This window comes from Acidovorax sp. 100 (assembly GCF_003688355.1).
Taxonomy (GTDB): domain Bacteria; phylum Pseudomonadota; class Gammaproteobacteria; order Burkholderiales; family Burkholderiaceae_C; genus Acidovorax; species Acidovorax delafieldii.
Genome location: NZ_REFD01000001.1, coordinates 2,991,102 through 3,015,238, shown reverse-complemented (window position 1 = coordinate 3,015,238; position 24,137 = coordinate 2,991,102). Strand labels below are relative to the sequence as shown.

At 64.8% G+C, this 24,137-nt stretch carries 27 protein-coding genes; 16 read left to right on the top strand and 11 right to left on the bottom strand.

All coding sequences use genetic code 11. The features are described from left to right. Positions 1-62: 62 nt before the first annotated feature. The 7 genes from C8C96_RS13930 (at position 63) to hemP (ending at position 4,892) form a co-directional block, all read left to right on the top strand. Positions 63-755 (top strand): Fe2+-dependent dioxygenase, encoded by a 693-nt coding sequence (locus tag C8C96_RS13930; protein WP_056063818.1) that lies wholly within the window; start codon positions 63-65, stop codon positions 753-755. Between the two features lie 115 nt (positions 756-870). After that, positions 871-2,013, top strand: a complete 1,143-nt coding sequence (locus C8C96_RS13925; RefSeq protein WP_121942690.1) for an alpha-hydroxy acid oxidase — start codon at positions 871-873, stop codon at positions 2,011-2,013. Positions 2,014-2,149: 136 nt separating this feature from the next. Further along, entirely contained in the window at positions 2,150-2,422 is a 273-nt protein-coding gene (locus C8C96_RS13920) for a bacterioferritin-associated ferredoxin (protein WP_056063825.1), read from the top strand. 103 nt (positions 2,423-2,525) lie between these two features. Continuing rightward, complete coding sequence (locus tag C8C96_RS13915; RefSeq protein ID WP_056063828.1) at positions 2,526-3,215, top strand: energy transducer TonB; 690 nt, start codon at positions 2,526-2,528, stop codon at positions 3,213-3,215. 25 nt (positions 3,216-3,240) lie between these two features. After that, entirely contained in the window at positions 3,241-3,957 is a 717-nt protein-coding gene (locus tag C8C96_RS13910; RefSeq protein WP_056063831.1) for a MotA/TolQ/ExbB proton channel family protein, read from the top strand. Positions 3,958-3,960: 3 nt separating this feature from the next. Next, positions 3,961-4,374 carry a biopolymer transporter ExbD gene (locus C8C96_RS13905; RefSeq protein ID WP_015014562.1) on the top strand — a complete coding sequence of 138 codons (414 nt, stop codon included), beginning with the start codon at positions 3,961-3,963 and terminating at the stop codon, positions 4,372-4,374. 293 nt (positions 4,375-4,667) lie between these two features. Further along, positions 4,668-4,892: a hemin uptake protein HemP gene (gene hemP / locus C8C96_RS13900; RefSeq protein ID WP_056746730.1), complete on the top strand. Its 225-nt coding sequence runs from the start codon at positions 4,668-4,670 to the stop codon at positions 4,890-4,892. A gap of 251 nt (positions 4,893-5,143) precedes the next feature. Here the strand turns inward: hemP and C8C96_RS13895 are convergent, their stop codons facing one another. Beyond that, positions 5,144-5,551 (bottom strand): heme-binding protein, encoded by a 408-nt coding sequence (locus tag C8C96_RS13895; protein WP_015014564.1) that lies wholly within the window; start codon positions 5,549-5,551, stop codon positions 5,144-5,146. Between the two features lie 222 nt (positions 5,552-5,773). Between C8C96_RS13895 and C8C96_RS13890 the strand changes: the two genes are divergently transcribed. Together C8C96_RS13890 and C8C96_RS13885 are read left to right on the top strand one after the other, a co-directional pair. After that, a complete protein-coding gene (locus C8C96_RS13890; RefSeq protein WP_121942689.1) occupies positions 5,774-6,469 on the top strand; it encodes a Bax inhibitor-1/YccA family protein in 696 nt (231 codons plus the stop codon). A 113-nt stretch (positions 6,470-6,582) separates the two neighbouring features. Next, on the top strand, positions 6,583-6,957 hold the full coding sequence (locus C8C96_RS13885) for a hypothetical protein (RefSeq protein WP_056063836.1): 375 nt from the start codon (positions 6,583-6,585) through the stop codon (positions 6,955-6,957). Positions 6,958-7,035: 78 nt separating this feature from the next. Here the strand turns inward: C8C96_RS13885 and rlmD are convergent, their stop codons facing one another. The 3 genes from rlmD to C8C96_RS13870 all read right to left on the bottom strand — a co-directional run bounded on the left by rlmD (position 7,036) and on the right by C8C96_RS13870 (position 9,420). Continuing rightward, the gene (gene rlmD / locus C8C96_RS13880; RefSeq protein ID WP_121942688.1) at positions 7,036-8,499 is read right to left on the bottom strand and encodes a 23S rRNA (uracil(1939)-C(5))-methyltransferase RlmD; all 1,464 of its coding nucleotides are present in this window, start codon (positions 8,497-8,499) and stop codon (positions 7,036-7,038) included. A 58-nt stretch (positions 8,500-8,557) separates the two neighbouring features. After that, positions 8,558-8,854 carry a hypothetical protein gene (locus tag C8C96_RS13875; RefSeq protein ID WP_099730513.1) on the bottom strand — a complete coding sequence of 99 codons (297 nt, stop codon included), beginning with the start codon at positions 8,852-8,854 and terminating at the stop codon, positions 8,558-8,560. Between the two features lie 92 nt (positions 8,855-8,946). Next, entirely contained in the window at positions 8,947-9,420 is a 474-nt protein-coding gene (locus C8C96_RS13870; RefSeq protein ID WP_015014569.1) for an Lrp/AsnC ligand binding domain-containing protein, read from the bottom strand. Positions 9,421-9,559: 139 nt separating this feature from the next. Here C8C96_RS13870 and putA point away from each other — a divergent pair, with 139 nt between their 5' ends. Beyond that, positions 9,560-13,306 carry a trifunctional transcriptional regulator/proline dehydrogenase/L-glutamate gamma-semialdehyde dehydrogenase gene (gene putA, locus C8C96_RS13865; protein WP_121942687.1) on the top strand — a complete coding sequence of 1,249 codons (3,747 nt, stop codon included), beginning with the start codon at positions 9,560-9,562 and terminating at the stop codon, positions 13,304-13,306. A gap of 100 nt (positions 13,307-13,406) precedes the next feature. On the opposite strand, the gene C8C96_RS13860 is transcribed toward putA, so the two are convergent. Beyond that, positions 13,407-14,474 carry a DUF6352 family protein gene (locus C8C96_RS13860; RefSeq protein ID WP_121944020.1) on the bottom strand — a complete coding sequence of 356 codons (1,068 nt, stop codon included), beginning with the start codon at positions 14,472-14,474 and terminating at the stop codon, positions 13,407-13,409. A gap of 412 nt (positions 14,475-14,886) precedes the next feature. Here C8C96_RS13860 and C8C96_RS13855 point away from each other — a divergent pair, with 412 nt between their 5' ends. Next, entirely contained in the window at positions 14,887-15,777 is an 891-nt protein-coding gene (locus C8C96_RS13855) for a hypothetical protein (protein WP_121942686.1), read from the top strand. A gap of 276 nt (positions 15,778-16,053) precedes the next feature. Here C8C96_RS13855 and guaA read toward each other — a convergent pair whose 3' ends face one another. The 4 genes from guaA to guaB all read right to left on the bottom strand — a co-directional run bounded on the left by guaA (position 16,054) and on the right by guaB (position 19,939). Further along, entirely contained in the window at positions 16,054-17,670 is a 1,617-nt protein-coding gene (gene guaA / locus C8C96_RS13850) for a glutamine-hydrolyzing GMP synthase (protein WP_121942685.1), read from the bottom strand. Positions 17,671-17,682: 12 nt separating this feature from the next. Next, positions 17,683-18,117 (bottom strand): type II toxin-antitoxin system VapC family toxin, encoded by a 435-nt coding sequence (locus tag C8C96_RS13845; protein ID WP_121942684.1) that lies wholly within the window; start codon positions 18,115-18,117, stop codon positions 17,683-17,685. Continuing rightward, positions 18,114-18,371 (bottom strand): type II toxin-antitoxin system Phd/YefM family antitoxin, encoded by a 258-nt coding sequence (locus C8C96_RS13840; protein ID WP_056746479.1) that lies wholly within the window; start codon positions 18,369-18,371, stop codon positions 18,114-18,116. Before C8C96_RS13840 ends, C8C96_RS13845 begins: the two co-directional genes overlap by 4 nt. Before the next feature lie 92 nt (positions 18,372-18,463). After that, positions 18,464-19,939: an IMP dehydrogenase gene (guaB, locus tag C8C96_RS13835; RefSeq protein ID WP_121942683.1), complete on the bottom strand. Its 1,476-nt coding sequence runs from the start codon at positions 19,937-19,939 to the stop codon at positions 18,464-18,466. A gap of 108 nt (positions 19,940-20,047) precedes the next feature. Between guaB and C8C96_RS13830 the strand changes: the two genes are divergently transcribed. Continuing rightward, a complete protein-coding gene (locus C8C96_RS13830) occupies positions 20,048-20,575 on the top strand; it encodes a DUF4124 domain-containing protein (protein WP_121942682.1) in 528 nt (175 codons plus the stop codon). A 42-nt stretch (positions 20,576-20,617) separates the two neighbouring features. Here the strand turns inward: C8C96_RS13830 and C8C96_RS13825 are convergent, their stop codons facing one another. Both C8C96_RS13825 and C8C96_RS13820 read right to left on the bottom strand, forming a co-directional pair. Beyond that, entirely contained in the window at positions 20,618-20,983 is a 366-nt protein-coding gene (locus C8C96_RS13825; RefSeq protein ID WP_121942681.1) for an RnfH family protein, read from the bottom strand. Beyond that, positions 20,976-21,416: a type II toxin-antitoxin system RatA family toxin gene (locus tag C8C96_RS13820; RefSeq protein ID WP_056746485.1), complete on the bottom strand. Its 441-nt coding sequence runs from the start codon at positions 21,414-21,416 to the stop codon at positions 20,976-20,978. Before C8C96_RS13820 ends, C8C96_RS13825 begins: the two co-directional genes overlap by 8 nt. A gap of 130 nt (positions 21,417-21,546) precedes the next feature. On the opposite strand from C8C96_RS13820, the gene smpB reads away from it, so the two are divergent. The 4 genes from smpB (at position 21,547) to C8C96_RS13800 (ending at position 24,126) form a co-directional block, all read left to right on the top strand. Then, positions 21,547-22,020 (top strand): SsrA-binding protein SmpB, encoded by a 474-nt coding sequence (gene smpB / locus C8C96_RS13815; protein ID WP_056746487.1) that lies wholly within the window; start codon positions 21,547-21,549, stop codon positions 22,018-22,020. Between the two features lie 220 nt (positions 22,021-22,240). Next, positions 22,241-22,612, top strand: a complete 372-nt coding sequence (locus tag C8C96_RS13810; RefSeq protein WP_121944019.1) for a hypothetical protein — start codon at positions 22,241-22,243, stop codon at positions 22,610-22,612. Positions 22,613-22,645: 33 nt separating this feature from the next. Beyond that, positions 22,646-23,197: an RNA polymerase sigma factor gene (locus C8C96_RS13805; RefSeq protein WP_121942680.1), complete on the top strand. Its 552-nt coding sequence runs from the start codon at positions 22,646-22,648 to the stop codon at positions 23,195-23,197. A 23-nt stretch (positions 23,198-23,220) separates the two neighbouring features. Further along, complete coding sequence (locus C8C96_RS13800; RefSeq protein WP_121942679.1) at positions 23,221-24,126, top strand: anti-sigma factor; 906 nt, start codon at positions 23,221-23,223, stop codon at positions 24,124-24,126. Positions 24,127-24,137: the final 11 nt, after the last annotated feature.

The following is a 24,137-nucleotide window of genomic DNA, read 5'->3' as shown; positions in this document are numbered from 1 at the left end:
CCTCTGAAGTCCCTCGAATGAACCGGCCCCGGCACTGCCCGGGGCCGGTTCACAATGGCTCCATGTTCCTGCACATCCAAGACGTTCTCACCGCCGACGAGGTCGCGTTCTTCCGGCAAAAGCTCTGGGCGGCCGACGCCCCCTGGGTGGACGGCGCCCGCAGCGCGGGCGGCCAGGCGGTGCACCAGAAAAACAACCTGCAGCTCGCACAAGCCAGCGAGCTGTCCGCCCAGCTCCAGGGCCTGGTCAAGGCCGCGTTGAATCGCAACGCCCTCTTCTTTTCGGCCGCACTGCCGCGCCGCATCTACAACCCGCTGTTCAACAAATATGGCGATGGCGCCAACTACTATGGCAACCATGTGGACAGCGCCGTCATGCACTCCCGCGCCGACAGCTGCTGGGTGCGCAGCGACCTGTCGTGCACGCTGTTCCTCACGCCGCCCGACGACTACGACGGTGGCGAGCTGGTGATCGCCGAAGCCCTGGGCGAGAAGCGCATCAAGCTGCCTGCGGGCGACATGATCCTGTACCCCAGCAGCACCGTGCACCAGGTCGCGCCGGTCACGCGCGGGCACCGCGTGAGCAGCTTCTTCTGGGTGGAGAGCATGGTGCGCGGGCTGGAGCAACGCCAGTTGCTGTTCGACATGGACATGGCCCTGCTCAAGCTGCGCCAGACCCACGGCGACACCGACCCGTCGGCCATCGCGCTGTCGGGCACGTACCACAACCTGCTGCGCATGTGGGCCGATGTGTGAACCGCAGGCCCCTACCCCACGGCTGCGACCGAGGGTATGAGACACCCCGCAAGAACTATTATTTTGATAGCACCCAGCGCATGATCCACTAGCGCTTGGTGCTATTTTTGTTTGTATGACCCAATTTCCTGCACGGCACACCATCCCCCCGGGCCTGGTCACCCTGGCCGACCACGAGCAACACGCGCGCACGCAGCTGGACGACAACGCCTGGGCGTACTTCAGCGGCGGCGCGGCCGACGAGATCAGCCTGCACGCCAACCGCAGCGCCTGGGACGCCCTGCCCCTGTGGCCCCGCGTGCTGCGGCCGCTGGCGGGTGGGCACACCCGGGTGCCCCTGCTGGGCCGCACGCTGGCGCACCCCATCCTGCTCGCACCCGTGGCCTTCCAGCGCCTGGCGCACCCCGACGGCGAACTGGCCATGGCCTATGCCGCAGCGGCGCTGGGCGCGGGCGTGGTGCTCAGCACCCAGGCCAGCGTGTCGCTGGAGAGCGTGGCCCAGGCCGTCCTGCCCGACCCGGGGCGCGGCCCGCTGTGGTTTCAGCTCTACCTGCAACCCGACCGTGGCTTCACCCAGGCACTGGTGCAGCGTGCCGAAGCGGCTGGCTATGAGGCCCTGGTGCTCACGGTGGATGCCCCCACCAGCGGCGTGCGCGACCGCGAACGGCGTGCGGGCTTTCGGCTTCCGCCCGGCGTGGGCCCCGTCAACCTGGCAGGCCTGCAGGCACCCACCCCTTCTGCGTTGGGCCCCGGCCAGAGTGCCTTGTTCGACGGCCTGCTCCACCATGCGCCCACGTGGGACGACATCGCGTGGCTGCAGTCCATCACCCGGCTGCCGGTGCTGCTCAAGGGTGTGCTGCACCCCGCCGACGCGCGCCAGGCCGTGTCGCTGGGCGCTGCGGGCCTCATCGTGTCCAACCATGGCGGGCGCACGCTGGACACGGCCCCTGCCACCGCCACCGCGCTGCCCCGTGTGGTGCAGGCCGTGCAGGGCAAGGTGCCGGTGCTGGTGGACGGCGGCATCCGGCGCGGCACCGATGTGCTCAAGGCCATGGCGCTGGGCGCATCGGCCGTGCTGGTGGGTCGCCCTGCCATTTGGGGCCTGGCCAATGCGGGCGCGGCGGGCGTGGCCCATGTGCTGCGCCTGCTGCGCGACGAATTGGAGGTCGCCATGGCCTTGACCGGCTGCTCCACCCTTGCCGAAGCGACTTCCGCGCTGTTGGACAGCCACGACGAGCCTGCAGCGGGCGCGATCTGAGGCCCGGGGTGTCGGCAGCTCCACACGGGCAGGTGTGCCTTCCCCCTGTCGGCAGGAATGATTTATTGCAAATGCGATAGATTCGTATTTATAATCTCAATCATCCTTTCAACAGCCAGCCACACTGCCTGCCGCCATGATCGTCTGTGTTTGCCGCCGGGTTTCGGACCGTGAGATTGCCCGCCATGCCCGTGCCGGCATGAGCTTCGATGAGATCCAGTTCGAACTGGGCGTGGCCACCCAATGCGGATGCTGCGAAAGCTGCGCCCGCGACGTGGTGGCGCAGTGCAGTGTCTCGAACCCGGTAGCCGCCTTGCGCAACGATGCGGCGCCGCAGACGATCCAGCTTGCCAGCTCCATCCTGGAAAGCAAGTCATGGAACTCCTCTCTACCCTCGCAGGCAGCCTGATCCTGGTCGCAGGTTCGGCCTGGTGGATCTTTCGCAAATAATCCGGGTTTACCCGGCAACGTCCGCCCTATGCTAGGGGCGGCGCTGCCCTTCCTTTCTATTTATGTCTCACCCTGATCGTTTCGCCCCCCCTGGCGGTGTGAGCCGCAATGCCGTGATCGTCGGCTCCGTGGTGGCGCTGCATGTGGCGGGCATCTGGGCCCTGCAGTCCGGCCTGGTGCGCAAGGCGGCCGAGGTGATCGTGCCGGCCGAACTGCTCAGCGAATTCATCGCGCCGCCCGCCCCGCCCAAGGTCACCCCGCCGCCACCGGCACCACCACCCCCTCCCAAGCCAGCGCCCAAGGCCGCGCCGCGCCCGGCACCGATGCCCGTCGCCATTGCCGACCCCACGCCAGCGCCCAATGCCCCCACCGGCATCACCACGCCCCAGCCGCCCGCACCGCCCATCGAGGCCCCCGTGGCGCCCCCGGCCCCCGCGCCTGCGCCCCCGGCACCACCCGCACCACCCAAGATCGAGCTGCCGTCCAGCGACGCGGCCTATCTCAACAACCCCAAGCCCAGCTACCCGGCCATCAGCAAACGCATGGGCGAGCAAGGCAAGGTGGTGCTCAGGGTGCTCATCGGCACCGATGGCGTGCCGCAAAAGGTCGAGGTCAACAAGTCCAGCGGCTTTGACCGGCTGGACCGCCAGGCCCAGGACGCCGTGATGCGCTGGCGCTTTGTGCCCGGCAAACGCAACGGCGTGCCCGAGGCCATGTGGAACCTCGTCCCCGTCAACTTTGTTCTCGAATAAACCAATCACCGCTCAGGGAGTTTTCATGGAATCGCAATTCGGCATCGCCAACGTCTGGATCCAGGGTGACTTTGTCACCCGCGCCGTCGCCATCCTGCTGCTGGCCATGTCGCTGGCCTCGTGGATCGTCATCCTCATCAAGGCACTGGACATCATCAAGTTCAAAAAACACGCCCGCGCCGCCCAGGACTTCTGGCACAGCGAGGACTTTGCCGCGGGCTTGACCAAGCTGGGCGCCGACCCGACCAACCCCTTCCGCCACCTGGCGCTGGAAGGCCGCGAAGCCACCGCCCACCACCGCAACACCAAGGCCCACCTGCACGACAGCCTGGACGTGAGCGACTGGGTCACCCGCTGCCTGCGCAACTGCATCGACGAGTTCACCGCCCGCCTGTCCTCGGGCTTGGCCATCCTGGCGTCGGTGGGCTCCACCGCCCCGTTCATCGGCCTGTTCGGCACCGTGTGGGGCATCTACCATGCGCTGCTGGCCATCGGCACCTCGGGCCAGTCCACCATCGACAAGGTGGCCGGCCCCATCGGTGAAGCGCTGATCATGACCGCGCTGGGCCTGGCCGTGGCCATCCCGGCGGTGCTGGGCTACAACGCGCTGGTGCGCGGCAACAAGTCCATCTTGAATGGCCTGAACAGCTTTGCCCATGACCTGCACGCCTACTTTGTGACCGGCGCCCGCGTGAACGCTGGCGAGCCCGGCAAGGTGCTGCCCATGAAGAAAGGCGGCTAAGCCATGGCCTTTGGAACCCAAGACGACACCGATGACGTGATGAACGAGATCAATATGACGCCCCTGGTGGACGTCATGCTGGTGCTGCTCATCATCTTCATCATCACCGTGCCGGTGATGAAACACGCGGTGAACGTGGACCTGCCCCGCGCCACCAACCAGCCCGAAAACGTCAAGCCCGAGACTGTGCGCCTGTCGGTGTCGGCCGATGGCAAGTTCTTCTGGAACGAGTCCCAGGTGTCGGAAGAAGAACTCTTCCCCCGCCTGCAGGCCGAAGCCGCCAAGGAGCCCCAGCCGGACCTCCACATCCGTGGCGACAAGAACGTGCGCTACGAATTTGTGGCCCAGGCCATGGCGGCCGCGCAACGCGCTGGCGTGCGCAAGATCGGGTTTGTAACCGACCCGCAGGGCCAGTAAAGACACGGCGAAAGTCACCGGCACAGTCCCTGCCCATCTTGGCCAGCCCACCCGTCGTGGGCGCGCTGGCGGGCACCAGGGAACGCAGGGCCCGTGCAGCGGGCTCGCAGCCCCCTGCACTGCGCCCAGGGCGCACGAACCCTTGCCCCGCGCCCAGGGCGCTGCTCAACGCCTCGCCCTTGCATCGGATGCAGGGCGGAACCAAGAACAAAAAGAAACACACCGTTCGCTTGACTTGTAATTGCGAATCGTTATCATTAACAAAACGCACTGCAATGACCCAGGAAAACTCCATGCAAGCCTCCCTGACCTCCGCCCCGCTCCGCCGCGCCGCGCCGGCTGACTCCGCAGACGCCTCGGCATCTGGCGAGGCCCCGTCGTCCGGTGCGCATTGCGCCACTGCTGCACTGGACAGCAGCGTGCTGCTGCAAGGGCACAAGACCGTCGCCATCAGCCACAACGGCTCGGTGTACCGCCTGCAGGCCACCAAGCTGGGCAAGCTCATCCTGACCAAATAGTTTCATCGTGGGGCGACTCCCGGGCTTGCAACAAGCTCGCAAGGGTCGTTTTTGCCAGCCAACGGGTTTGCTCCCGCGTAGCCAGGCTTTTTTTGCTGCCCCCGACCCTGCCAACAAAAAACCGGCCCACAGGCCGGTTTTTTCATGCTCACAGAGGGTTTTGAAGCGTTTTCAGCCCCATGCGCTGATGGAACATGCGCTCGAAGCTATCAAAATAATAGCAACCACACTCCCTGCAAGGAGCCCCCGAATCAGAGGCCCAGGGCTGCAATGCCCGCGCGGGCGATCTGTGCATCTTCGGTGGACTTCACGCCGCTCACGCCCACCGCACCCAGGCACTGGCCGTCCTTCATGATCGGCACGCCGCCTTCGAGCAGGCCGTCAATGGTGGGCGCGCTCAGGAACGAGGTACGGCCGCCGTTGATCACGTCCTCGTAGACCTTGCTTTCGCGGCGGCCCAGAGCGGCCGTGCGGGCCTTGGAAGGAGCGATGTGCGATGACACGGCTGCGGCACCGTCCAGGCGCTGCAGCCACAGCAGGTGGCCGCCATCGTCCACGATGGCGATGGTCACAGCCCAGTTGTTCTTGAGGGCCTCGGCTTCAGCGGCGGCGGCCACGGCCTTGACGTCGGCCAGTTCGAGTTCGTGCTTGGTTTTCATGAAAGGATCCGAAAGTGGGAGAGGAAACCGGGCCGCACAGGCCGCCCCGGCACGCAAAGAGAGCCGAGCATACCGGCATCCCCGGCGCCGTTGCCCTCAGCCAGGGTGAAAGTATCCTTACCAAAAGTAGGTGACCGGGTGCGGTCATTGCAAAGCAAAAAAGCATCACCACCTAGAATTTGTGATGTCTGCGTCGTGCAGGCCAACAAGGAGAGACACAAGATGAATGACCAAGTCACCACCCTGGGCCACTCTGCGGGCTATGGCATCTCGCAGGAAGAGCGCCACAAGGTGCTTCGCAATACGTACTGGCTGCTGGCCCTGAGCATGATCCCCACGGTGCTGGGCGCCTGGATCGGCGTGGCCACCGGCATCACCCGCTCGCTGACCGGCGGCCTGGGCCTGATCGTGTTCCTGGGCGGCGCGTTCGGCTTCATGTTCGCCATCGAAAAGACCAAGCGCTCGGCCGCTGGCGTGCCGGTGCTGCTGGCCTTCACGTTCTTCATGGGCCTGATGCTGTCGCGCATGATCGGCATGGTGCTGGGCTTCAAGAACGGCACCGACCTCATCATGACGGCCTTTGCCGGCACGGCCGGTGTGTTCTTCGTGATGGCCAGCCTGGCCAGCGTCATCAAGCGTGACCTGTCGGGCATGGGCAAGTGGCTCATGGTGGGCGCCCTGGTGCTCATGGTGGGCGGCATCATCAATGTGTTCGTGGGCTCCGGCGCGGGCATGATGGTGATCTCGATGCTGGCCATCGGCATCTTCAGCGCCTACATGCTGTATGACCTGAAGCAGATCCTGGACGGTGGCGAAACCAACTACATAAGCGCCACGCTGGCCCTGTACCTGGACATCTTCAACGTGTTCCAGAGCCTGCTGGCCCTGCTGGGCATCATGGGTGGCGAGCGCGACTGAGCCCTCCCAGTCCCTTGACCTCCATCAAAAGGCTCCCTCGGGAGCCTTTTTTGTGGGCCATGCGCCAAGATCAAGCCTCAATAGCGCGGCCAGTGTGCCGATAATGCAAGTACATGTATCCACAAAGCCCCTCCACCGCATTGCGCCTGATGGTTCTGGCGGGCCTGTTGCTGCTTGCTGGCTGCGACAAGATCCCGGGCCTGGGCCCTGACCCGCGCGTGGCGCAACGCGATGCCGAGGCCAAGGCCATTGGCGGTGCCTGCCGCCACGCACTGCGGGGGCTGGAAGACTGCTACACCCTCAACCCCAAGGCGTCCAAGGCCTCGGTGTTTGCAGGCTGGAAGGACATGGACGCCTACATGCGTGAGAACAAGATCGAGGGCACGCCCTCGGTGCTGGGCAAGGTGGAAAAGCCCGAACGCAGCGAACGCGCACCCGACATCGAAACCGAACCCCGCGACCCCGCAGCCAGCCGCAACCGCAGCTGATATCGCGCGGGGGAGGCAAGGCTACGGGACGGAGGGCTGCGCCCTACCCTTCCTGAAGCCTCTTTATGGCAACCGGACTCAGACCCGCTCGAACACCGCCATGCTCTCCACATGGGCCGTGTGCGGGAACATATTGATCATGCCCGCCGCCGTGCACCGGTAGCCGGCCAGATGCACCAGCAGCCCGGCATCGCGCGCCAGGGTGGCTGGGTTGCAGCTCACGTACACAATGCGCTTCGGGGGCGTCCAGCCTTCGGCCCCTGCGGGCAAGGGGCCAGAGCCCTCGGCGCCAATGCGGGCCTGTTCAATGTCCGCCAGCGCCTTGGCCAGCGCAAACGCCCCTTCGCGTGGCGGGTCCACCAGCCACTTGTCGGCAGCGCCGTCGGCCACCAGCATCTCGGGCGTCATCTCGAACAGGTTGCGCGCTACAAAATCCGTAGCTGCCAGCGCTTTGTGGTCCGGCGCTTGGGCCTGATTCAATGCATAGTTCTCACGCGAGCGGGCCACCAGGGCCTCGCTGCCCTCGATGCCCAGCACCTCGCGCGCCTGCGTGGCCAGGGGCAGCGTGAAGTTGCCCAGGCCACAGAACCAGTCGATCACGCGTTCGCGCGGTTGCACGTCCAGCAGGCGCAGCGCGCGGCTCACCAGCACGCGGTTGATGTGCGGGTTCACCTGGGTGAAGTCCGTGGGCTTGAAAGGCATGGTGATGCCGAAGTCCGGCAGTGCGTACGACAGCTGCTCGCCGCCCTCGTCCAGCAGCTTCACCGTGTCCGGGCCCTTGGGCTGCAGCCACCATTGCACATGGTGCTCCGCCGCAAAGGCGCGCAGCCGGGCGATGTCATCGGTGCTCAGCGGCTCCAGGTGGCGCAGCACCAGCGCGGTCACGGTGTCGCCGCAGGCCAGTTCGATCTGTGGGCAGGTGTCGCGGGCATCCAGGCTGGCAATCAGTGCGCGCAGGGGCATCAGCATGGCATCGACATGCGGGGGCAAGATCTTGCAGGTCTGCATGTCGGCGATGTAGCGGCTCTTGCGCTCATGAAAGCCCACCAGGACCTGGCCCTTCTTGATCACGTGGCGCACCGCCAGGCGGGCACGGTAACGGTAGCCCCAGGCGGGCCCTTCGATGGGACGCAGCATGGTCTCGGCCTTGACCTTGCCCAGATGCCAGAGGTTGTCTTCCAGCACCCGCTGCTTGACGGCCACCTGCGCGCCCACGTGCAAGTGCTGCATCTTGCAGCCGCCACAGGCGCCTGCGTGCAGGCCAAAGTGGGGGCAATCCGGCCGCACGCGCTGGGACGACTCGCGGTGGATCGCTACCAGGCTGGCCTGCTCCCAGTTGTTCTTCTTGCGGTGGGTGTTGGCGGTGACCAGCTCGAATGGCAAGGCACCATCGATAAAGACCACCTTGCCGTCGGGCTTGCGGGCAACGCCCTGGGCGTCCAGGTCCATGGACTGCACGTGCAGCCAGCCTTCGGGCAGGTCGCTTTGGGAATTCTGCTCGGTGGGTTCAAACGAGGGGGATAGTTCTTTCGGTTCGCTCATCCCCCGATTGTCTCAGGCGCGGCACGCCCACTGGCCGCACCCCTGCGAACTGTCCGTTTCAGCCCCGGTCAGCGCGCGCAGGCCGCATGCCCCCGGGCGCGGACACGGCCGTGAGTGGCAGCTTGTTGATGGTGAGCTCGCAGCCAAAGTTGTCGGGCGAAAACACGAGGGTCGAGCCCGGGGCCACCAGGGGCAGGGTTTCGTGGATCTGCCGTGACATGTCCACCGGCGGCACCGGAGCACGGTACACGATGTCCTTGTCAGGGCCATAGACGACGTAGCAGGATGCAGCGGCCGTCTGGCTGAACAGGGCAGCCACCAGGGCTGCGGCGGCATAGGGGAAAGCGGTCGTCATGTTGTAGCTCCTCATGCAAGCAGATCTGCCGAGAATTATGCGGGCTTCTGCCAGCACCGCCAATCCGGTGGGTGTACGCGCATGGTGTGGAGTCAGCGCAGGTACAGGTGGTTGGTGTGCTTGACCTCTTCCATCACCGCATAGGTCCGCGTCTCGCGCACGCCGGGCAGTTGCCACAGCACATTGCCCGCAAACACGCGGTAGGCATTCATATCGGCCGATCGCGTCTTGAGCAGGTAGTCAAACCCGCCCGCCACCATGTGGCACTCCATGATCTCGGGGTGCACCTGCACGGCGGCCTTGAACTGGTCGAACACGTTGGGAGTGGTGCGGTCCAGCAGCACCTCCACAAACACCAACATGCCCGCGCCCAGCTTCAGAGGGTTCAGGCGCGCCTCGTAGCCCAGGATGAAGCCATCGCGCGTGAGGCGCTGCACGCGCGCCAGCACGGCCGTGGGCGACAGGGCCACCGCCTCGGCCAGTTTGAGGTTGGCAATACGGCCGTCCTCCTGCAGGATTGACAGTATCTTGCGGTCAATCCGGTCCAGATCGGGTTCTGTTTGCATGTTGATTAGATTTTTATTCGGCTTCAATGCCAATTTTCGACCATTTATTCATCGCCAACCCAAGGATCATCGCCAATAACGCGCCCAACCAACACTTCCCACCGTGTTGGGCTCCGCCAAATCCCTGAAAGACACCGCCATGACGCAGCCCTCCGCCCCGTTTGCCGACTTCGCGCCCCGCACACCGCTGAACAACCCGCTGCGCGCTGCCATCACCGCCGCCACCCGCCGCCCCGAGCCCGAGGCCCTGGCCCCGCTGCTGGCCCAGGCCCGCCTGCCTGCCGATCAAGCGGCGTCCGCCGAGCAATTGGCGCTGCGCATTGCCAAGGCGCTGCGCGAACGCAAGGCCAGCGCCGGGCGCGCGGGCATCGTGCAGGGGCTGCTGCAGGAGTTTTCGCTGTCGTCGCAAGAAGGCGTGGCGCTGATGTGCCTGGCCGAGGCGCTGCTGCGCATCCCCGACAAGGCCACACGCGATGCGCTGATTCGCGACAAGATCAGCCACGGCCAGTGGGATGCCCACCTGGGCAAGAGCCCGTCGCTGTTCGTCAACGCCGCCACCTGGGGCCTGCTCATCACCGGCAAGCTGGTGGCCACGCACAGCGAAGGCAGCCTGGGCAACTCGCTCAGCCGCCTGATCGGCAAGGGCGGCGAGCCGCTGATCCGCAAGGGCGTGGACATGGCCATGCGCATGATGGGCGAGCAATTTGTGACCGGCGAGACCATTGATGAGGCCCTGCGCAACGCACGCATGATGGAGGCCGAGGGCTTTCGCTATTCGTACGACATGCTGGGCGAGGCCGCGCTGACCAGCGAAGACGCCAAGCACTACTACGCCTCGTACGAGCAGGCCATCCATGCGATTGGCAAGGCCTCTGCCGGGCGCGGCATCTACGAAGGCCCAGGCATCTCCATCAAGCTCTCGGCCCTGCACCCGCGCTACAACCGCGCACAGTTTGGCCGTGTGATGGATGAGCTGTACCCGCTGGTGTTGCGCCTGACCGCGCAGGCCAAGCAGTACGACATTGGCCTGAACATCGACGCCGAAGAAACCGACCGCCTGGAGCTGTCGCTGGACCTGCTGGAGCGCCTGTGCCACGAGCCCACGCTGGCGGGCTGGAACGGCATTGGTTTCGTCATCCAGGCCTACCAAAAGCGCTGCCCCTTCGTCATCGACTACGTGGTGGACTTGGCCCGCCGCACCCAGCGCCGGCTGATGGTGCGCCTGGTCAAGGGCGCGTACTGGGACAGCGAAATCAAGCGTGCCCAGGTCGATGGGCTGGAGGACTACCCCGTCTACACCCGCAAGGTGCACACCGACATTTCGTACATCGCCTGCGCACGCAAGCTGCTGGCCGCGCCCGAGGCCGTGTACCCCCAGTTCGCCACCCACAACGCCGAGACGGTGGCCACCATCTACCAACTGGCAGGCAGCAACTACTACGCAGGGCAATACGAATTCCAGTGCCTGCACGGCATGGGCGAGCCGCTGTATGAGCAGGTGGTGGGTGCCATCACCGCGGGCAAGCTCGGCCGCCCCTGCCGCATCTACGCCCCCGTGGGCACGCACGAAACCCTGCTGGCCTACCTGGTGCGCCGCCTGCTGGAGAACGGCGCCAACACCTCGTTTGTGAACCGCATTGCCGATGAAACGATTGCGCTGGATGAGCTGGTACGCAGCCCCGTGCAAGTAGTAGACCAGCAAGCTGCGGCAGAAGGCACTGCGGGCTTGCCTCACCCGCGCATTGCCACGCCCCAGGGCCTGTATGGCGCGCACCGCAGCAACTCCCGCGGGCTGGACCTGTCGAACGAAAACACGCTGACCGAGCTGGCCACCACCCTTCAAGCCACTGCCACCCATGCCTGGACCTCCGCCCCCCTGCTGGGCGCCGATGCCCCCGCAGGCCCCATGCAGCCCGTGCGCAACCCCGCCGACCACAGCGATGTGGTGGGTACCGTGCAAGAAGCCACTACCGCCGATGTGGACCAGGCACTGGCCCACGCCCAGACCGCCGCAGCCCCTTGGGCCGCCACACCACCCGTGGCACGCGCCGCCGCCCTGCTGGCCACCGCTGACCTTCTGGAGGCCCGCATGCAGCCCCTGCTGGGCCTGCTGATGCGCGAAGCGGGCAAGAGCGCCAGCAACGCCATCGCCGAGGTGCGCGAGGCGGTGGACTTTCTGCGCTACTACGCGGTCCAGGTGCAAAGCACCTTCGACAACACCACCCACCTCCCGCTGGGCCCCGTGGCCTGCATCAGCCCCTGGAACTTCCCGCTCGCCATCTTCATGGGCCAGGTGGCGGCAGCGCTGGCCGCAGGCAACCCCGTGCTGGCCAAGCCCGCCGAGCAAACCCCGCTGATCGCCGCCGAGGCAGTGCGCCTGCTGTGGCAGGCCGGTGTGCCCCGTGCCGCCGTGCAACTGCTGCCCGGCCAGGGCGAGACCGTGGGCGCCCGCCTGATTGGCGACGCCCGCGTGATGGGCGTGATGTTCACCGGCTCCACCGAAGTGGCACGCATCCTGCAGCGCACCGGGGCCGGGCGCTTGGACGCTGCAGGCCGCCCCATCCCGCTGATTGCCGAAACGGGTGGGCAGAACGCGATGATCGTGGACTCATCCGCCTTGGTGGAACAGGTGGTGGGCGACGCCGTGTCGTCCGCCTTTGACAGCGCAGGCCAGCGCTGCTCCGCGCTGCGTGTGCTGTGCGTGCAGGAAGAAGCCGCCGACCGCGTGGTCGAGATGCTGCAAGGCGCCATGGGCGAACTGCGCGTCGGCAACCCCGCCGAGTTGCGTGCGGACGTGGGCCCCGTCATTGATGCCGAGGCACAGGCAGGCATCGCCCAGCACATCGACAAATTCAAGGCCCAAGGCCACCGCGTGTTCCAGCACCCGAATCACGTTTCTGCCGTCAGTGCACAGGGCACTTTTGTGCCCCCTACCCTGATCGAGCTGAACCACATCGGCGAGCTGCAGCGCGAAGTGTTCGGCCCGGTACTGCACCTGGTGCGCTACGCCCGCAACGACCTGGACCAGCTGCTCGACCAGATCAACGCCACCGGCTACGGCCTGACGCAGGGCGTGCACACCCGCATCGACGAAACCATTGCCCGCGTGGTCAACCGCGCCCATGCTGGCAACGTGTACGTCAACCGCAACATGGTGGGCGCCGTGGTGGGCGTGCAGCCCTTTGGCGGCGAAGGCCTGTCGGGCACGGGGCCCAAGGCAGGTGGGCCGCTGTACCTGCTGCGCCTGCTATCGCAGCGCCCGGCCGATGCGCTGGCCCGCACCTTTGCCGAGGCCGACCGCACCAGCCCACCCGACACAGAGCGACGCGAGCGCCTGCTGGCACCGCTGACCACGCTGGAGCAATGGGCGCTGCAACAAGGCAATACCGCGCTGACCGCCACCTGCCAGCGCTTCGCCCAGCAAACCCAAAGCGGCACCGCTCGCACCCTGCCCGGCCCCACCGGAGAGCGCAACGTCTACACCCTGGCGCCCCGTGCCCGCGTGCTGTGTCTGGCGCAAAGCACGGACGACCTCCTGGTGCAGACGGCTGCCGTGCTTGCCAGCGGCGGCACCGCCCTGTGGCCCACGGCCCAGGCCCACCTCCGCACACAGCTACCCACGCTGGTGCAGGCGCAGGTTCTGCTACAAGACAACACACTGAACGACGGCACGCAGGCGCTGGACGCCGTGCTGCACCATGGCGACGCCCCATCCCTGCATGCGGTGTGCACCGCCCTCGCTCGCCGCACCGGACCCATCGTGGGCGTGACTGCGCTCCAGCCCGGCGCGACCGATATCCCGCTGGAGCGCCTGCTCATCGAACGCGCGTTGAGCGTGAACACGGCGGCGGCAGGGGGCAATGCGAGCCTGATGACCATTGGATGAGCGCACGGCACTTGGTTGTCATCCGTCAGGGAGAAATTTGAATCAAATTGGCCGCTAGCGCATATTTTTCATGCGCTAGCAGCTATTGATTCAATAGCAATCAAGATGGCGATGCCAGCGGCAGATTGAGCAAGAGGTTCTGCGGCTTGATGCGCATCACACCCTCGGCGTTGGTCGCCAACCCCAGATACACCGGCTTGCCCGCCACATCGGCGCGCATCTCGGCCGGGTTGGCAAAGGTCAGCGTGAACAGGCTCACCAGCCGCGCCATGCGCTCAGACTCCACGGGCCGGTCCTGGTACAGGTCGTTGAGGATGGCGGTGGACTCCACATCCAGCCCCACATGCCAGCGCCAGGCGCTGTCGGTGACCTCGTGCACAGGCTCGATCAACACCTGCACGCCCAGCAGGTGGGCGACCCAGCGCTCCAGCACCCGCGCCAGCGCCTTGAGGCCCGAGCGGGCGCGGGTCATCTTGAAGGTCAGGCCATGGCTCAGGTCCTGTGTCAGCTCATGGGTCAGGTCGAGCAGAAAGTGGTGGCGGTCACTCTCCCGCCAATATTGCGCCGCGTTGTCGGCCGACAGCACCTTGACCTGCGCGGTGGGCTGTAGCGCACCGCTTTGCAACAGCAAGCGTCCCACCTCGCCCAGGCCCGCAGTTTCGTTGAGCATGTCGAGCGTCGCACGGTCGCCTGCCAGCATTTGCCCGTCTTGCAAGGTAATACGTTGCGGGCGAAACAGCATCTCGGCGGCGCGGGCTTCGAAGGCGTCGTTGCGGTCATCCAGCACGTTGCGCAGCAGGGCCTGCACCACAGCGTCAATGAACACGACGGGCACGTTCACCGACCCACTGCGCATGAGCTGCAGGTAGTAGGCCTCCAGCGTGCCGGCGGCCAGCAGGCCATCGCGGAAGCGCAGGAACACGGTGTAGTTTTCGCGGGCGTCACTGTCCTGCAGAGCCGCAAGTTCTTCTCCAGATACCTTGCGCGCAGGGGTAACACCCAGTGATGCGTTCAATGCCCGCTCCGCCGCGCAGGACTCGGGCACCAACGCCAACTCTGGGCGGGCCAGCAGCCAACACAAGTATTCATCGGTCGGTACCAACCATCCCCGCGTATCGCGCAACAGGGCAGAAAACCCGCAACCAGGCCAGAAATCTGTGGAAGTCATGTTCATGGAATGAGCGCTCGCGCGCACGGCAAAGCAGCGTTGATGAGGCAGGAAGGAGGCGCCAGGAATCGAGGGAAGGAGGCCGGACCGGCGGCGCGAGGGGGTGAAAAAGCTCCCAGGCCGCAATGGGTGCCGCCCCTGGCTAAAAACATCACCCACCAATCCCCATATTTTGCCCGGCTCCACACGACGCGCGAACAGCAATGTCAAAGCCCTGCGCGCAGGGGCGTCAATTCACGGCACGCAGGCGTGCACACCAGATGTCATCCCTAAAAGCCAAACAGGCCCGGTTTTATGGCGCTTACTGAAAAGACAGCGAACGGCAGCTGGAGGACCATAGGGCCAATAACCGCATAACCACCCTGGCACGTTGCCAGCGGGTGAATGATCGTTCCTCAGAAGGAGTCGCACAATGCTCGATATCTCAAAAGCTACCAACATGCTGACTTCGTTGGGCGTCTCCAGCACACTGGCGGCCAAGGTTGCCGAGCGAACGGCACAAAGCCAGGGAGGTACCGACGCTCTCGCGTTCCTCAAAGAACTCCAGACCACGTTGAAAGAGTTCTCCTCCGAGAGTGCGGCTGGCAGCAGTACAGCGAGCGCCACGTCTACAACGACGGCGTCAACCAAACCCTATCAATCCACCTCAGCCCTGTACAAGACAGGCACGGAGACTGGCGAAGCCACTGAATCCACCGCCAAGGCGCCCTTCAACAACCTCACGGAGTTCCGTGCCTGGGAAAAGGGCCTGGGAGACACACTGGCAGAAGACTACGAGGTTCCAGACTACGTACGGATGATTTCGACCTCACTCGGTGGAGGCGATGAGGCTGTCGTGAGCCGCTACATGTTCTTCAAGAACAACCCGGAGTTCGCCGCCGACTACGCGGCGATCCGCAGCGGCGAATTGTCGAAATTCCCCACGGATGGTTCCACACTGGTCAAAAGCGACCTGTCCACTATGCCCACTGAGACTGCGGCGTACTACAAGGGACATACCGCCGAGTTATTGGCAGCCGAGGGCTTCAACATGGACCCCACGCTCGCCAAAATGCGGATGGAAGGCAAAGTGGAAATCCCCGAAGGCGCAAACCCATCAGAATGGCTGATGAGCAACAAATGGACTGCCAACGGCATCGTGGCACAGGACAATCGCACGGTCTTCGCACATGCACCCTACATCGGCCTGGACGGCAAAGGCTCCGATACCTACCGCAGAACAACCTACGATGCGACAACCAACAGCATCATCGACCATGAAGGCGTCGCTTACGACCCAGTGACTGGTGAGGCCAAAGCTTGAGCAAAATCCCCTCGCTCATCACCTGACGTCATAGTACTCCTGAGCGAAGCCAAAAAGATCACAGCAGGCGTTTCAGCAGAGGCCCGGCGCAATCAGCGCCGAGAGTCCGGGACTAGACCGGTCGCCCCGCCTTTCCCGCTGGGCCGCTTACCCCGTGCAATGTTCACACCCTCAGGGCAGGCGCCATGCCTACCGCACCAAAGCATCTCCCCATGCTCCCTACCAGCGTGTTGCCAGTACGGGTGCAGAGGGATATGAGGACATGAGGGATAGCTATTATTCCCACTCAATCGTCGCTGGCGGCTTGCTGCTCACGTCGTATGTCACGCGGTTGATGCCACGCACCTCGTTGATGATGCGGCCGGACACCTTCTTGAGCAGCGCATAAGGCAGTTCAGCCCAGTCGGCGGTCATAAAGTCGCTGGTCTGCACGGCGCGCAGGGCCACCACGTAGTCATAGGTGCGGCCATCGCCCATCACGCCCACGCTCTTCACGGGCAGGAACACAGTGAAGGCCTGGCTGGTGAGGTCGTACCAGGTCTTTCCTGTAGCTTCGTCCTTGAAGTTACGCAGCTCTTCGATAAAGATCGCGTCGGCACGGCGCAGCAGGTCGGCGTATTCCTTCTTCACCTCGCCCAGGATGCGCACGCCCAGGCCGGGGCCGGGGAAGGGGTGGCGGTAGACCATGTCGGGCGGCAGGCCCAGGGCTACGCCCAGTTCGCGCACTTCGTCCTTGAACAGGTCGCGCAGGGGTTCCAGCAGCTTCAGGCCCAACTGCTCGGGCAGGCCGCCCACGTTGTGGTGGCTCTTGATGGTGACGGCTTTCTTGCTCTTAGCGCCGCCGGATTCGATCACGTCGGGGTAGATCGTGCCCTGGGCCAGGAAGGTGGCACCCTTGTGGCCACCGGTGCCTGCCTTGAGCTTGGCGGCCTCGGCCTTGAACACGTCCACAAACAGGCCGCCGATGATCTTGCGCTTTTGCTCGGGCTCGCTCACCCCGGCCAGCTTGCCCAGGAACAGGTCACTGGCGTCCACGCGGATGACCTTGGCGTGCAGCTTGCCCTCGAACATGTCCATGACCATGTCGCCTTCGTTCAGGCGCAGCAGGCCGTGGTCCACAAACACGCAGGTGAGCTGGTCACCAATGGCGCGGTGGATCAGCGCGGCAGCCACGGACGAATCCACGCCGCCCGACAGGCCGAGGATCACCTCCTCATCGCCCACCTGCTCGCGGATCTTTTGCACAGCCTCTTCGATGTAGTCGCCCATGACCCAGTCGGCACGGGTGCCGCAGATGCCCAGCACAAAACGCTCCAGCAAGGCGCGGCCCTGCACGGTGTGTGTGACTTCAGGGTGGAACTGCACGGCGTAGTAGTGGCGGCTTTCGTCGGCCATGCCAGCGATGGGGCACGAGGGTGTGGAGCACATCACCTTGAAGCCCGGGGGCAAGACAGTGACCTTGTCGCCGTGGCTCATCCACACCTTGAGCATGCCGTGGCCTTCGGGCGTGGCGAAGTCTTCGATGCCCTTGAGCAGTTCGGTGTGGCCATGGGCGCGCACTTCGGCGTAGCCAAATTCGCGGGTGTTGGAACCCTCGACCTTGCCGCCCAACTGCTGGGCCATGGTCTGCATGCCGTAGCAGATGCCCAGCACGGGGATGCCGAGTTCAAACACCGCATCCGGCGCCTTGTCATCCACCTCGTACACACTGGCGTGGCTGCCCGACAGGATCACGCCCTTGAGCGAGCCGTCCTTGGCGTAGTCGCGGATCCACTCGTCGGTCACGTCGCAGGGGTGCACCTCGCAGTACACATGGGCCTCGCGCACGCGGCGGGCGATGAGCTGGGTGACTTGCGAGCCGAAATCGAGGATGAGGATTTTCTGGTGTTGCATGGTGGTGGTCCGTCAGAGGCTGGAGAGATCAAGAAGCGGGACGCCGCTGCGCTGGGCGGCAGCGATCTGGTGAGAATCAAAGGTGGCCAAAGGCAGGCGCAGCGAGCGCGCCAGCCACAGGTATGCAGCATCAAAGGTGGGCAGGCCGGTTTCCAATGCCACATCGAGCACGGCTTTGTGCTGGGCAGGGGCCAGTTCGTGCAATTCGACGCGGTGACGAATGGCTTCGAGCACGCCCCACAGGCCTTCGACTGAAGCGGCTGGAATGCGCCTGCTGTTCACACCGGTGGCCAGTATGTTGTGACACTCCCAGTGCCAGAGGTTGGGCGCCTGCGGCTCGACCTCATCGCGGCGGATCAGGGCGTACAGGCGGCGGGTGTGTTCGCTGGCCGCGTCAGGCAGCAGCCAGGCGGCAGTGACCGAGGCATCGAGCACGAAGGCGGTCATGCAGTGCTCCGCCCTGCACGGCGCAAGCCATCCACTGTTGTTGACCCAGCGGGTTGAATGCTGGCATGCAACACGTCCATCTGGCCCAGTTCGCGCGCAATCTGTTCGTCAGAAATCACTGGGCGGCGGCGCACCGGCAGCATGCGCACCACCTCTTTGCCATGGCGGGTGATGCGCACTTCCTCGCCCTGCTCGACCAGTTCGATCAAGGCAGAGAACTTGCTTTTTGCTTCGTAGATGCCAACGGACTGCATAAATAAAAAAGTCTGGCCTGAATGGTGAATTCAGACCAGACTATATCAGTCTGACCAGATTTTTTCAATCAGGCCAGATCGGCTTGCAACGATCAGTCAGCGCGGTAGTTAGGCGCTTCCTTGGTGATCTGCACATCGTGCACGTGGCTTTCGCGGATACCAGCAGTGGTGATCTCGACGAACTCGGCCTTGTTGTTCATCTCTTCGATCGTGGCGCAACCGCAGTAGCCCATGGAGGCACGCACGCCGCCAGCCATCTGGTAGACGATGCTGACCATGGAGCCCTTGTAGGGCACGCGACCTTCGATGCCTTCAGGCACCAGCTTGTCGGCATTGGGATTGCCGGTGCTCGATTCCTGGAAGTAGCGGTCGGCACTGCCCTGCTGCATGGCGCCAATGGAGCCCATGCCGCGGTAGCTCTTGTAGCTGCGGCCCTGGAACAGGATGACTTCGCCCGGCGCTTCTTCAGTGCCCGCAAACATACCGCCCATCATCACCGTCCCAGCGCCAGCGGCCAGGGCCTTAGCGATGTCGCCGCTGTAGCGAATACCGCCGTCCGCGATCAGCGGCACGCCGGTGCCCTTGAGGGCCGTGGCCACGTTGTCGATGGCCATGATCTGGGGCACGCCCACACCCGCCACGATGCGGGTGGTACAGATGGAACCGGGGCCGATACCGACCTTGACCGCATCCGCACCGGCCTCAACCAGTGCCAGGGCTGCAGCGCCGGTCGCGATGTTGCCGCCGATCACGTCGATCTGCGGGTAGTTCTGCTTGACCCAGCGCACGCGGTCGATCACGCCCTTGCTGTGGCCGTGGGCCGTGTCCACCACGATGGCATCCACACCGGCCTTGACCAGGGCTTCGACGCGTTCTTCGGTACCCTCACCCACACCCACCGCCGCGCCTACGCGCAGGCGGCCTGCGGCATCGCGGGCCGCGTTGGGAAAGCTGGTCTGCTTGGTGATGTCCTTCACCGTGATCAGGCCCTTGAGTTCAAAGGCGTCGTTCACGACCAGGATGCGTTCGAGCTTGTGCTTGTTGAGCAGCGCCTTGGCTTCGGCCGGCGTGGTGCCCTCTTTTTCATTGACCGTGATGAGCTTCTCGCGCGGGGTCATGATCTGGTGGACCTTGACGTCGTAACGGGTCTCGAAGCGCAGGTCACGGCCAGTGACAATGCCCACCACCTTGCCGCCGTCGCACACGGGGAAGCCAGAGATGCCCAGCTGTTCGGACAGCTGGAGCACCTGCAGCACCGTGTGCTCGGGGGTGATGACCACGGGATCACGCAACACGCCAGACTCGTAGCGCTTGACCTTGGCCACATGAGCAGCCTGCTCTTGCGCCGTGAGATTCTTGTGCACGATGCCGATGCCGCCCTCCTGGGCAATGGCAATGGCCAGACGCGCCTCGGTCACGGTGTCCATGGCGGCGGACACGAGCGGCAGGTTCAGTTGGATATTGCGGGAGAGTTTCGTCGCGAGGGACGTGTCCTTGGGCAGGACCTGGGAGTACGCTGGCACCAGCAACACATCGTCGAAGGTGAGCGCTATTCCAAGAAGGCGCATGAGAAAGCTCCAAAAAACGGATTGTACCCGCGCCGCGTGTGGTGAAAACGCGCCCACCCGTCTGCAACGCACTGGCGGGGGGGGAATCACATGGATAAACTTGTCCGCATGAAAATGCACAAGCTTCTCCTGCTGGCCGTGGCCTGCACCTGGGCCATGGGCGCGGCTGCGCAATGGCAGTGGACAGACAAAGACGGGCGCAAAGTCTTCAGCGATCGTCCGCCACCACCCGATATCCCCGAAAAAAGCATCCTGAAACAGCCTGGGGGCAACCGCCCGGCACGGACTGCCGTCCCGGCCGCGCCAGCAGCCTCTGACGCGGCGCCCGCAGCAGCAGCAGCAGCGCCCAAAACCGCTGCCAGCGCCCCTGGTGCTGGCAAGGACAAGGAGCTGGAAGAGAAGAAAGCCCAGGCCGAGGCCGCAGAAGCCGCCAAGAAAAAGGCCGAGGACGAAAAGATCGCCAAGGCCAAGGCTGAAAACTGCACCCGCGCACGCGCAGCCAAAGCGGCGTTCGATGCTGGCAAGCCCATCACACAAGCGAACGCCCAGGGCGAAAGAATCTTCCTGGACGGCCCCGCCCGCGCGGCCGAAGCCAAGCGCATCGACGAGATTGTCGCGGCCGACTGCGTACGCTGAGCTGCATGCTGCTCCGCTACCGCGCGGATCAACTCAGCAGTATCAGTAGCCTGACTTACCCCCTGGTCGGCGGCGCGCAAAGAGTCCTGTAGTGCGCGCCCCTTGTCGGGCAAAGCGCTCCCGCCGTGCTACCTTGGGGTCCACCTTCAAGGGTCGGTAGATTTCTACGCGGTCCTGGGGCTGCAACACCACATCCAGATTGGCGGCACGGCCCCAGATACCGACGCACGGTGCGCCCCCCTCCTCCAGCGCGGACAGCGTGGCCATACCGCAGCTGGCGTGCAGGGCATCCGCTACCGTGGCGCCCACCGGCAAATCCAGAGTCCACTCACGCACCTCGCGCGGAGCCAGGCAGACGACGACGGTGATAGCGATGGTCGCCGAGGCACCTCCACCCACCTCAGCCATAGACCTGCTCCGCTCGCTTGACGAAGGCATCGACCATGCTCCCTGCGATGCGGTCAAACACCGGCCCCACCAGCGTGGCCAACGCGGCACTGTCAAACCCGTAGTTCAGCATCAACTCCACCTTGCACGCACGCTGCGTGCCGTCCCCCACGGGATGAAAGTGCCAATCCCCGTCCAGCCGTGAGAACGGTCCTTTCACCAGATGCATCTGCACACGCCTGCCCACTTCGTGCGTGTTGCGCGTGACAAAGGTCTGGCGAATGCCGCTGAATGCAATGCCCACCTCGGCGGTCATGCCCTCTTCGGTCTGCTCCAGCACTGCGGCGCGGTCGCACCAGGGCAGGAACTGCGGGTAGTGCTCCACCCCGGTGACCAGGGCAAACATCTCTTCGGGGCTGTACCAAATGAGGACGGACTTGTGGACGGTTTTCATGCAGGCAACTGGCGCGGGGCTTTCGAAGGGGAAAGGCGGGCCGGGGAAACTAGAATCACGGGTCTCTGAACGGCCACAATTGTATGTAGGGAGACCTTTTATCTCCCGCAGGGCGCCGCATCTGATCTACATGGCCAAAAAACCCGATCCCACCTCCCGCATTGCCGACAACAAGAAAGCGGCCTACAACTACTTCTTCGAGGAGCGCCACGAGGCGGGCATGGTGCTGCACGGCTGGGAGGTCAAGGCGCTGCGCGAAGGCAAGGTGCAGCTGACCGATGGCTACGTGCTGATCCGCGATGGCGAGCTGTATCTGCTCGGCTGCCTGATCATGCCGCTCAAGACAGCGTCCACCCATGTCAACCCCGAATCGGCACGCACCAAGAAACTGCTGCTCAAGAAGGACGACATCAAGCGCCTGATTGGCAAGGTCGAGCAAAAGGGCTACACGCTGGTACCCATCAACCTGCACTGGAAGAACGGTTTCGTGAAGTGCGAGATCGCCCTGGCCAAAGGCAAGGCCGAGCACGACAAGCGCGACACCATCAAAGACCGCGAAGGCAAGCGCGAGGTGGAGCGCGCCATGAAGAGCAGGAACAAATAGTCCCCAAAGTTGCTGAGCGATGTCCCCCAAGAGGACCGCATACGGGGAGGCGGAGCAGCCTTGACAGGATGCGCCGGCCCGGGCTGTGCCAGTTTCGAAGGCCCTGCGCGCTGCTGGTCACTATTTTTTCAGTTGTGATGGAATAAATCACCACGTCCGGGTGTTCATCCCGGTGCAAGGCAGCATTCGCCTCCGCCTGCACCACCCTCTGGAGAAACCCATGAAGAAACTGATCTCGATGGCCGCATTCGTCGCAGCCGCTGCACTGGCTGGCTGCGCCACCATGGACGACTCGCCCGTGAAGACCATGGACGGCGTACTGGTCGGCGTGGGCGGCATGACGCTCTATACGTTTGACCGCGATGCTGCAGGCAGTGGCAAGTCAGTGTGCAACGGCGCCTGCGCCACCAACTGGCCGCCGCTGATGGCCAGCAAGGCCCCTGGCGGCGACTACAGCGTCGTCACCCGCGACGATGGCAAGACCCAGCTGGCCTACAAGGGCAAGCCGCTGTACTACTGGATCAAGGACACCAAGCCCGGAGACAAGACGGGCGAAGGCGTGAACCAGTTGTGGCGCACCGCACGGCCGTAAGAGCCCACGCAGCGCAACACAGCCCCGCACGGCATGAATCGCTCCCAGGTCATCGAACAGCTGCCGGGCCTGCGCCGCTACGCGCGGGTGCTGACGGGCGATGCCTGGGCGGCTGATGACCTCGTGCAGGACACGCTGGAGCGGGCCTGCAGCAAATGGATGCTGTGGCGCACCGGCAGCGACCTGCGCGCATGGTTGTTCACCCTGATGCACAACCTGTATCTCAACCAACGCCGCGCGTTGCCCGCGCTGCCCCCTCTGGACATCGATGAGGTTCAAGACCAGCTGCAAGGCGCCCGTGCGCCCTCGGATGACGCCCTGGACCTGGAGCGCTGCCTGCAGCGCCTGCCCGCCGACCAGCGGGCCGTGCTGCTGCTGGTGGCGATGGAGGACATGAGCTACGAAGACACCGCACGCATCCTGAGCATTCCGGTGGGTACCGTCATGTCACGCCTGTCGCGGGCCCGCATGCGCCTGCGAGTGCTGATGGACCGGGAGCCTACATCAGGCACCGCACCGGCTGTTCCGGCCGCCCAGGCGGGCGCAGTCACAGGCACGACGCCTGCACTGCGCCGTCTCAAATAGCCACCCTGACCCGATCCTCCACCATGGACCCGACATACCCAGCCCCCCCAGCACCCGCAGAAGAGAGCAGCGCCTGGCATGCCCTTGTGGACGGCCAGTTGTCGCCCGCCCAGGCACAGGCGCTGCGCGAGCAACTGCGGGACGATGAGGAGGCACAGGCCACACTGGCCCACTGGCAGGCGCAGCGGCAGCGGCTGCACGACCTGCACCAGGACCTTCTCCACGCCCCCGTTCCCGATGCCTTGCTGGCCGCAGCATTGCGCGCCACAGACCGCAGGGAGCAACAGGCGCAGTGGTGGCGTTGGGGTGGCATGGCCGCATCGGTCCTGCTGGCCTTTGTGCTGGGTTGGACGGGCCGCAGCCAGTGGCCCGCAGGGCTACCCGGCAAAACGCTGGCGACTGGCCAAGGAGCCGCGCTGGTGGTAGCCGAACCCGCACAGCGCTTCGCACAGCAGGCCTCGGTGGCCCATGCGGTGTACCAACCCGAAGTGCGTCACCCCGTAGAGGTCACGGCTGCCCAGCAAGACCACCTGGTGCAATGGCTGTCCAAACGGCTGGACCGACCGCTGAAAGTCCCTGTGCTGGGCGCCCAGGGCTATGAACTGGTGGGAGGCCGGTTGTTGCCCGGCGATACCGGAGTGCGCGCGCAGTTCATGTACCAGAACAGCGCAGGCCAGCGAATCACGCTGTACCTGGGCGCTCTAGCTCCCACCCCGTCCCGCCCTGCCAGTGACAACCAGGGCGGCACCAAAGCGCGCACGGAAGCACCGGCGGCAGCACCCACCACCGCGTTCCAGTTCACACACGAAGGCCCGGTGCCGGGCTTTTACTGGACGGATGCCGGCTTTGGCTACGCCCTGAGCGGACAGTTGTCACGCCCCGAGTTATTGAGCCTGGCCACAGCGGTGTATCAGCAGCTGAACCCCTGACGCGCCGCCGG

Coding starts and splice junctions, on each gene's coding strand:
- C8C96_RS13845 (WP_121942684.1), bottom strand. CDS start 18,117: ATGACCGCCTTCGTGCTCGATGCCTCGGTCACTGCCGCCTGGCTGCTG.
- C8C96_RS13825 (WP_121942681.1), bottom strand. CDS start 20,983: ATGGCTGAGGTGGGTGGAGGTGCCTCGGCGACCATCGCTATCACCGTC.
- C8C96_RS13925 (WP_121942690.1), top strand. CDS start 871: ATGACCCAATTTCCTGCACGGCACACCATCCCCCCGGGCCTGGTCACC.
- C8C96_RS13800 (WP_121942679.1), top strand. CDS start 23,221: ATGGACCCGACATACCCAGCCCCCCCAGCACCCGCAGAAGAGAGCAGC.
- smpB (WP_056746487.1), top strand. CDS start 21,547: ATGGCCAAAAAACCCGATCCCACCTCCCGCATTGCCGACAACAAGAAA.
- putA (WP_121942687.1), top strand. CDS start 9,560: ATGACGCAGCCCTCCGCCCCGTTTGCCGACTTCGCGCCCCGCACACCG.
- C8C96_RS13810 (WP_121944019.1), top strand. CDS start 22,241: ATGAAGAAACTGATCTCGATGGCCGCATTCGTCGCAGCCGCTGCACTG.
- C8C96_RS13820 (WP_056746485.1), bottom strand. CDS start 21,416: ATGAAAACCGTCCACAAGTCCGTCCTCATTTGGTACAGCCCCGAAGAG.
- C8C96_RS13870 (WP_015014569.1), bottom strand. CDS start 9,420: ATGCAAACAGAACCCGATCTGGACCGGATTGACCGCAAGATACTGTCA.
- C8C96_RS13805 (WP_121942680.1), top strand. CDS start 22,646: ATGAATCGCTCCCAGGTCATCGAACAGCTGCCGGGCCTGCGCCGCTAC.
- rlmD (WP_121942688.1), bottom strand. CDS start 8,499: ATGAGCGAACCGAAAGAACTATCCCCCTCGTTTGAACCCACCGAGCAG.
- C8C96_RS13890 (WP_121942689.1), top strand. CDS start 5,774: ATGAATGACCAAGTCACCACCCTGGGCCACTCTGCGGGCTATGGCATC.
- C8C96_RS13885 (WP_056063836.1), top strand. CDS start 6,583: ATGTATCCACAAAGCCCCTCCACCGCATTGCGCCTGATGGTTCTGGCG.
- guaA (WP_121942685.1), bottom strand. CDS start 17,670: ATGCAACACCAGAAAATCCTCATCCTCGATTTCGGCTCGCAAGTCACC.
- C8C96_RS13910 (WP_056063831.1), top strand. CDS start 3,241: ATGGAATCGCAATTCGGCATCGCCAACGTCTGGATCCAGGGTGACTTT.
- C8C96_RS13875 (WP_099730513.1), bottom strand. CDS start 8,854: ATGACGACCGCTTTCCCCTATGCCGCCGCAGCCCTGGTGGCTGCCCTG.
- C8C96_RS13840 (WP_056746479.1), bottom strand. CDS start 18,371: ATGCAGTCCGTTGGCATCTACGAAGCAAAAAGCAAGTTCTCTGCCTTG.
- C8C96_RS13920 (WP_056063825.1), top strand. CDS start 2,150: ATGATCGTCTGTGTTTGCCGCCGGGTTTCGGACCGTGAGATTGCCCGC.
- C8C96_RS13855 (WP_121942686.1), top strand. CDS start 14,887: ATGCTCGATATCTCAAAAGCTACCAACATGCTGACTTCGTTGGGCGTC.
- C8C96_RS13895 (WP_015014564.1), bottom strand. CDS start 5,551: ATGAAAACCAAGCACGAACTCGAACTGGCCGACGTCAAGGCCGTGGCC.
- guaB (WP_121942683.1), bottom strand. CDS start 19,939: ATGCGCCTTCTTGGAATAGCGCTCACCTTCGACGATGTGTTGCTGGTG.
- C8C96_RS13915 (WP_056063828.1), top strand. CDS start 2,526: ATGTCTCACCCTGATCGTTTCGCCCCCCCTGGCGGTGTGAGCCGCAAT.
- C8C96_RS13830 (WP_121942682.1), top strand. CDS start 20,048: ATGAAAATGCACAAGCTTCTCCTGCTGGCCGTGGCCTGCACCTGGGCC.
- C8C96_RS13930 (WP_056063818.1), top strand. CDS start 63: ATGTTCCTGCACATCCAAGACGTTCTCACCGCCGACGAGGTCGCGTTC.
- C8C96_RS13905 (WP_015014562.1), top strand. CDS start 3,961: ATGGCCTTTGGAACCCAAGACGACACCGATGACGTGATGAACGAGATC.
- hemP (WP_056746730.1), top strand. CDS start 4,668: ATGCAAGCCTCCCTGACCTCCGCCCCGCTCCGCCGCGCCGCGCCGGCT.
- C8C96_RS13860 (WP_121944020.1), bottom strand. CDS start 14,474: ATGACTTCCACAGATTTCTGGCCTGGTTGCGGGTTTTCTGCCCTGTTG.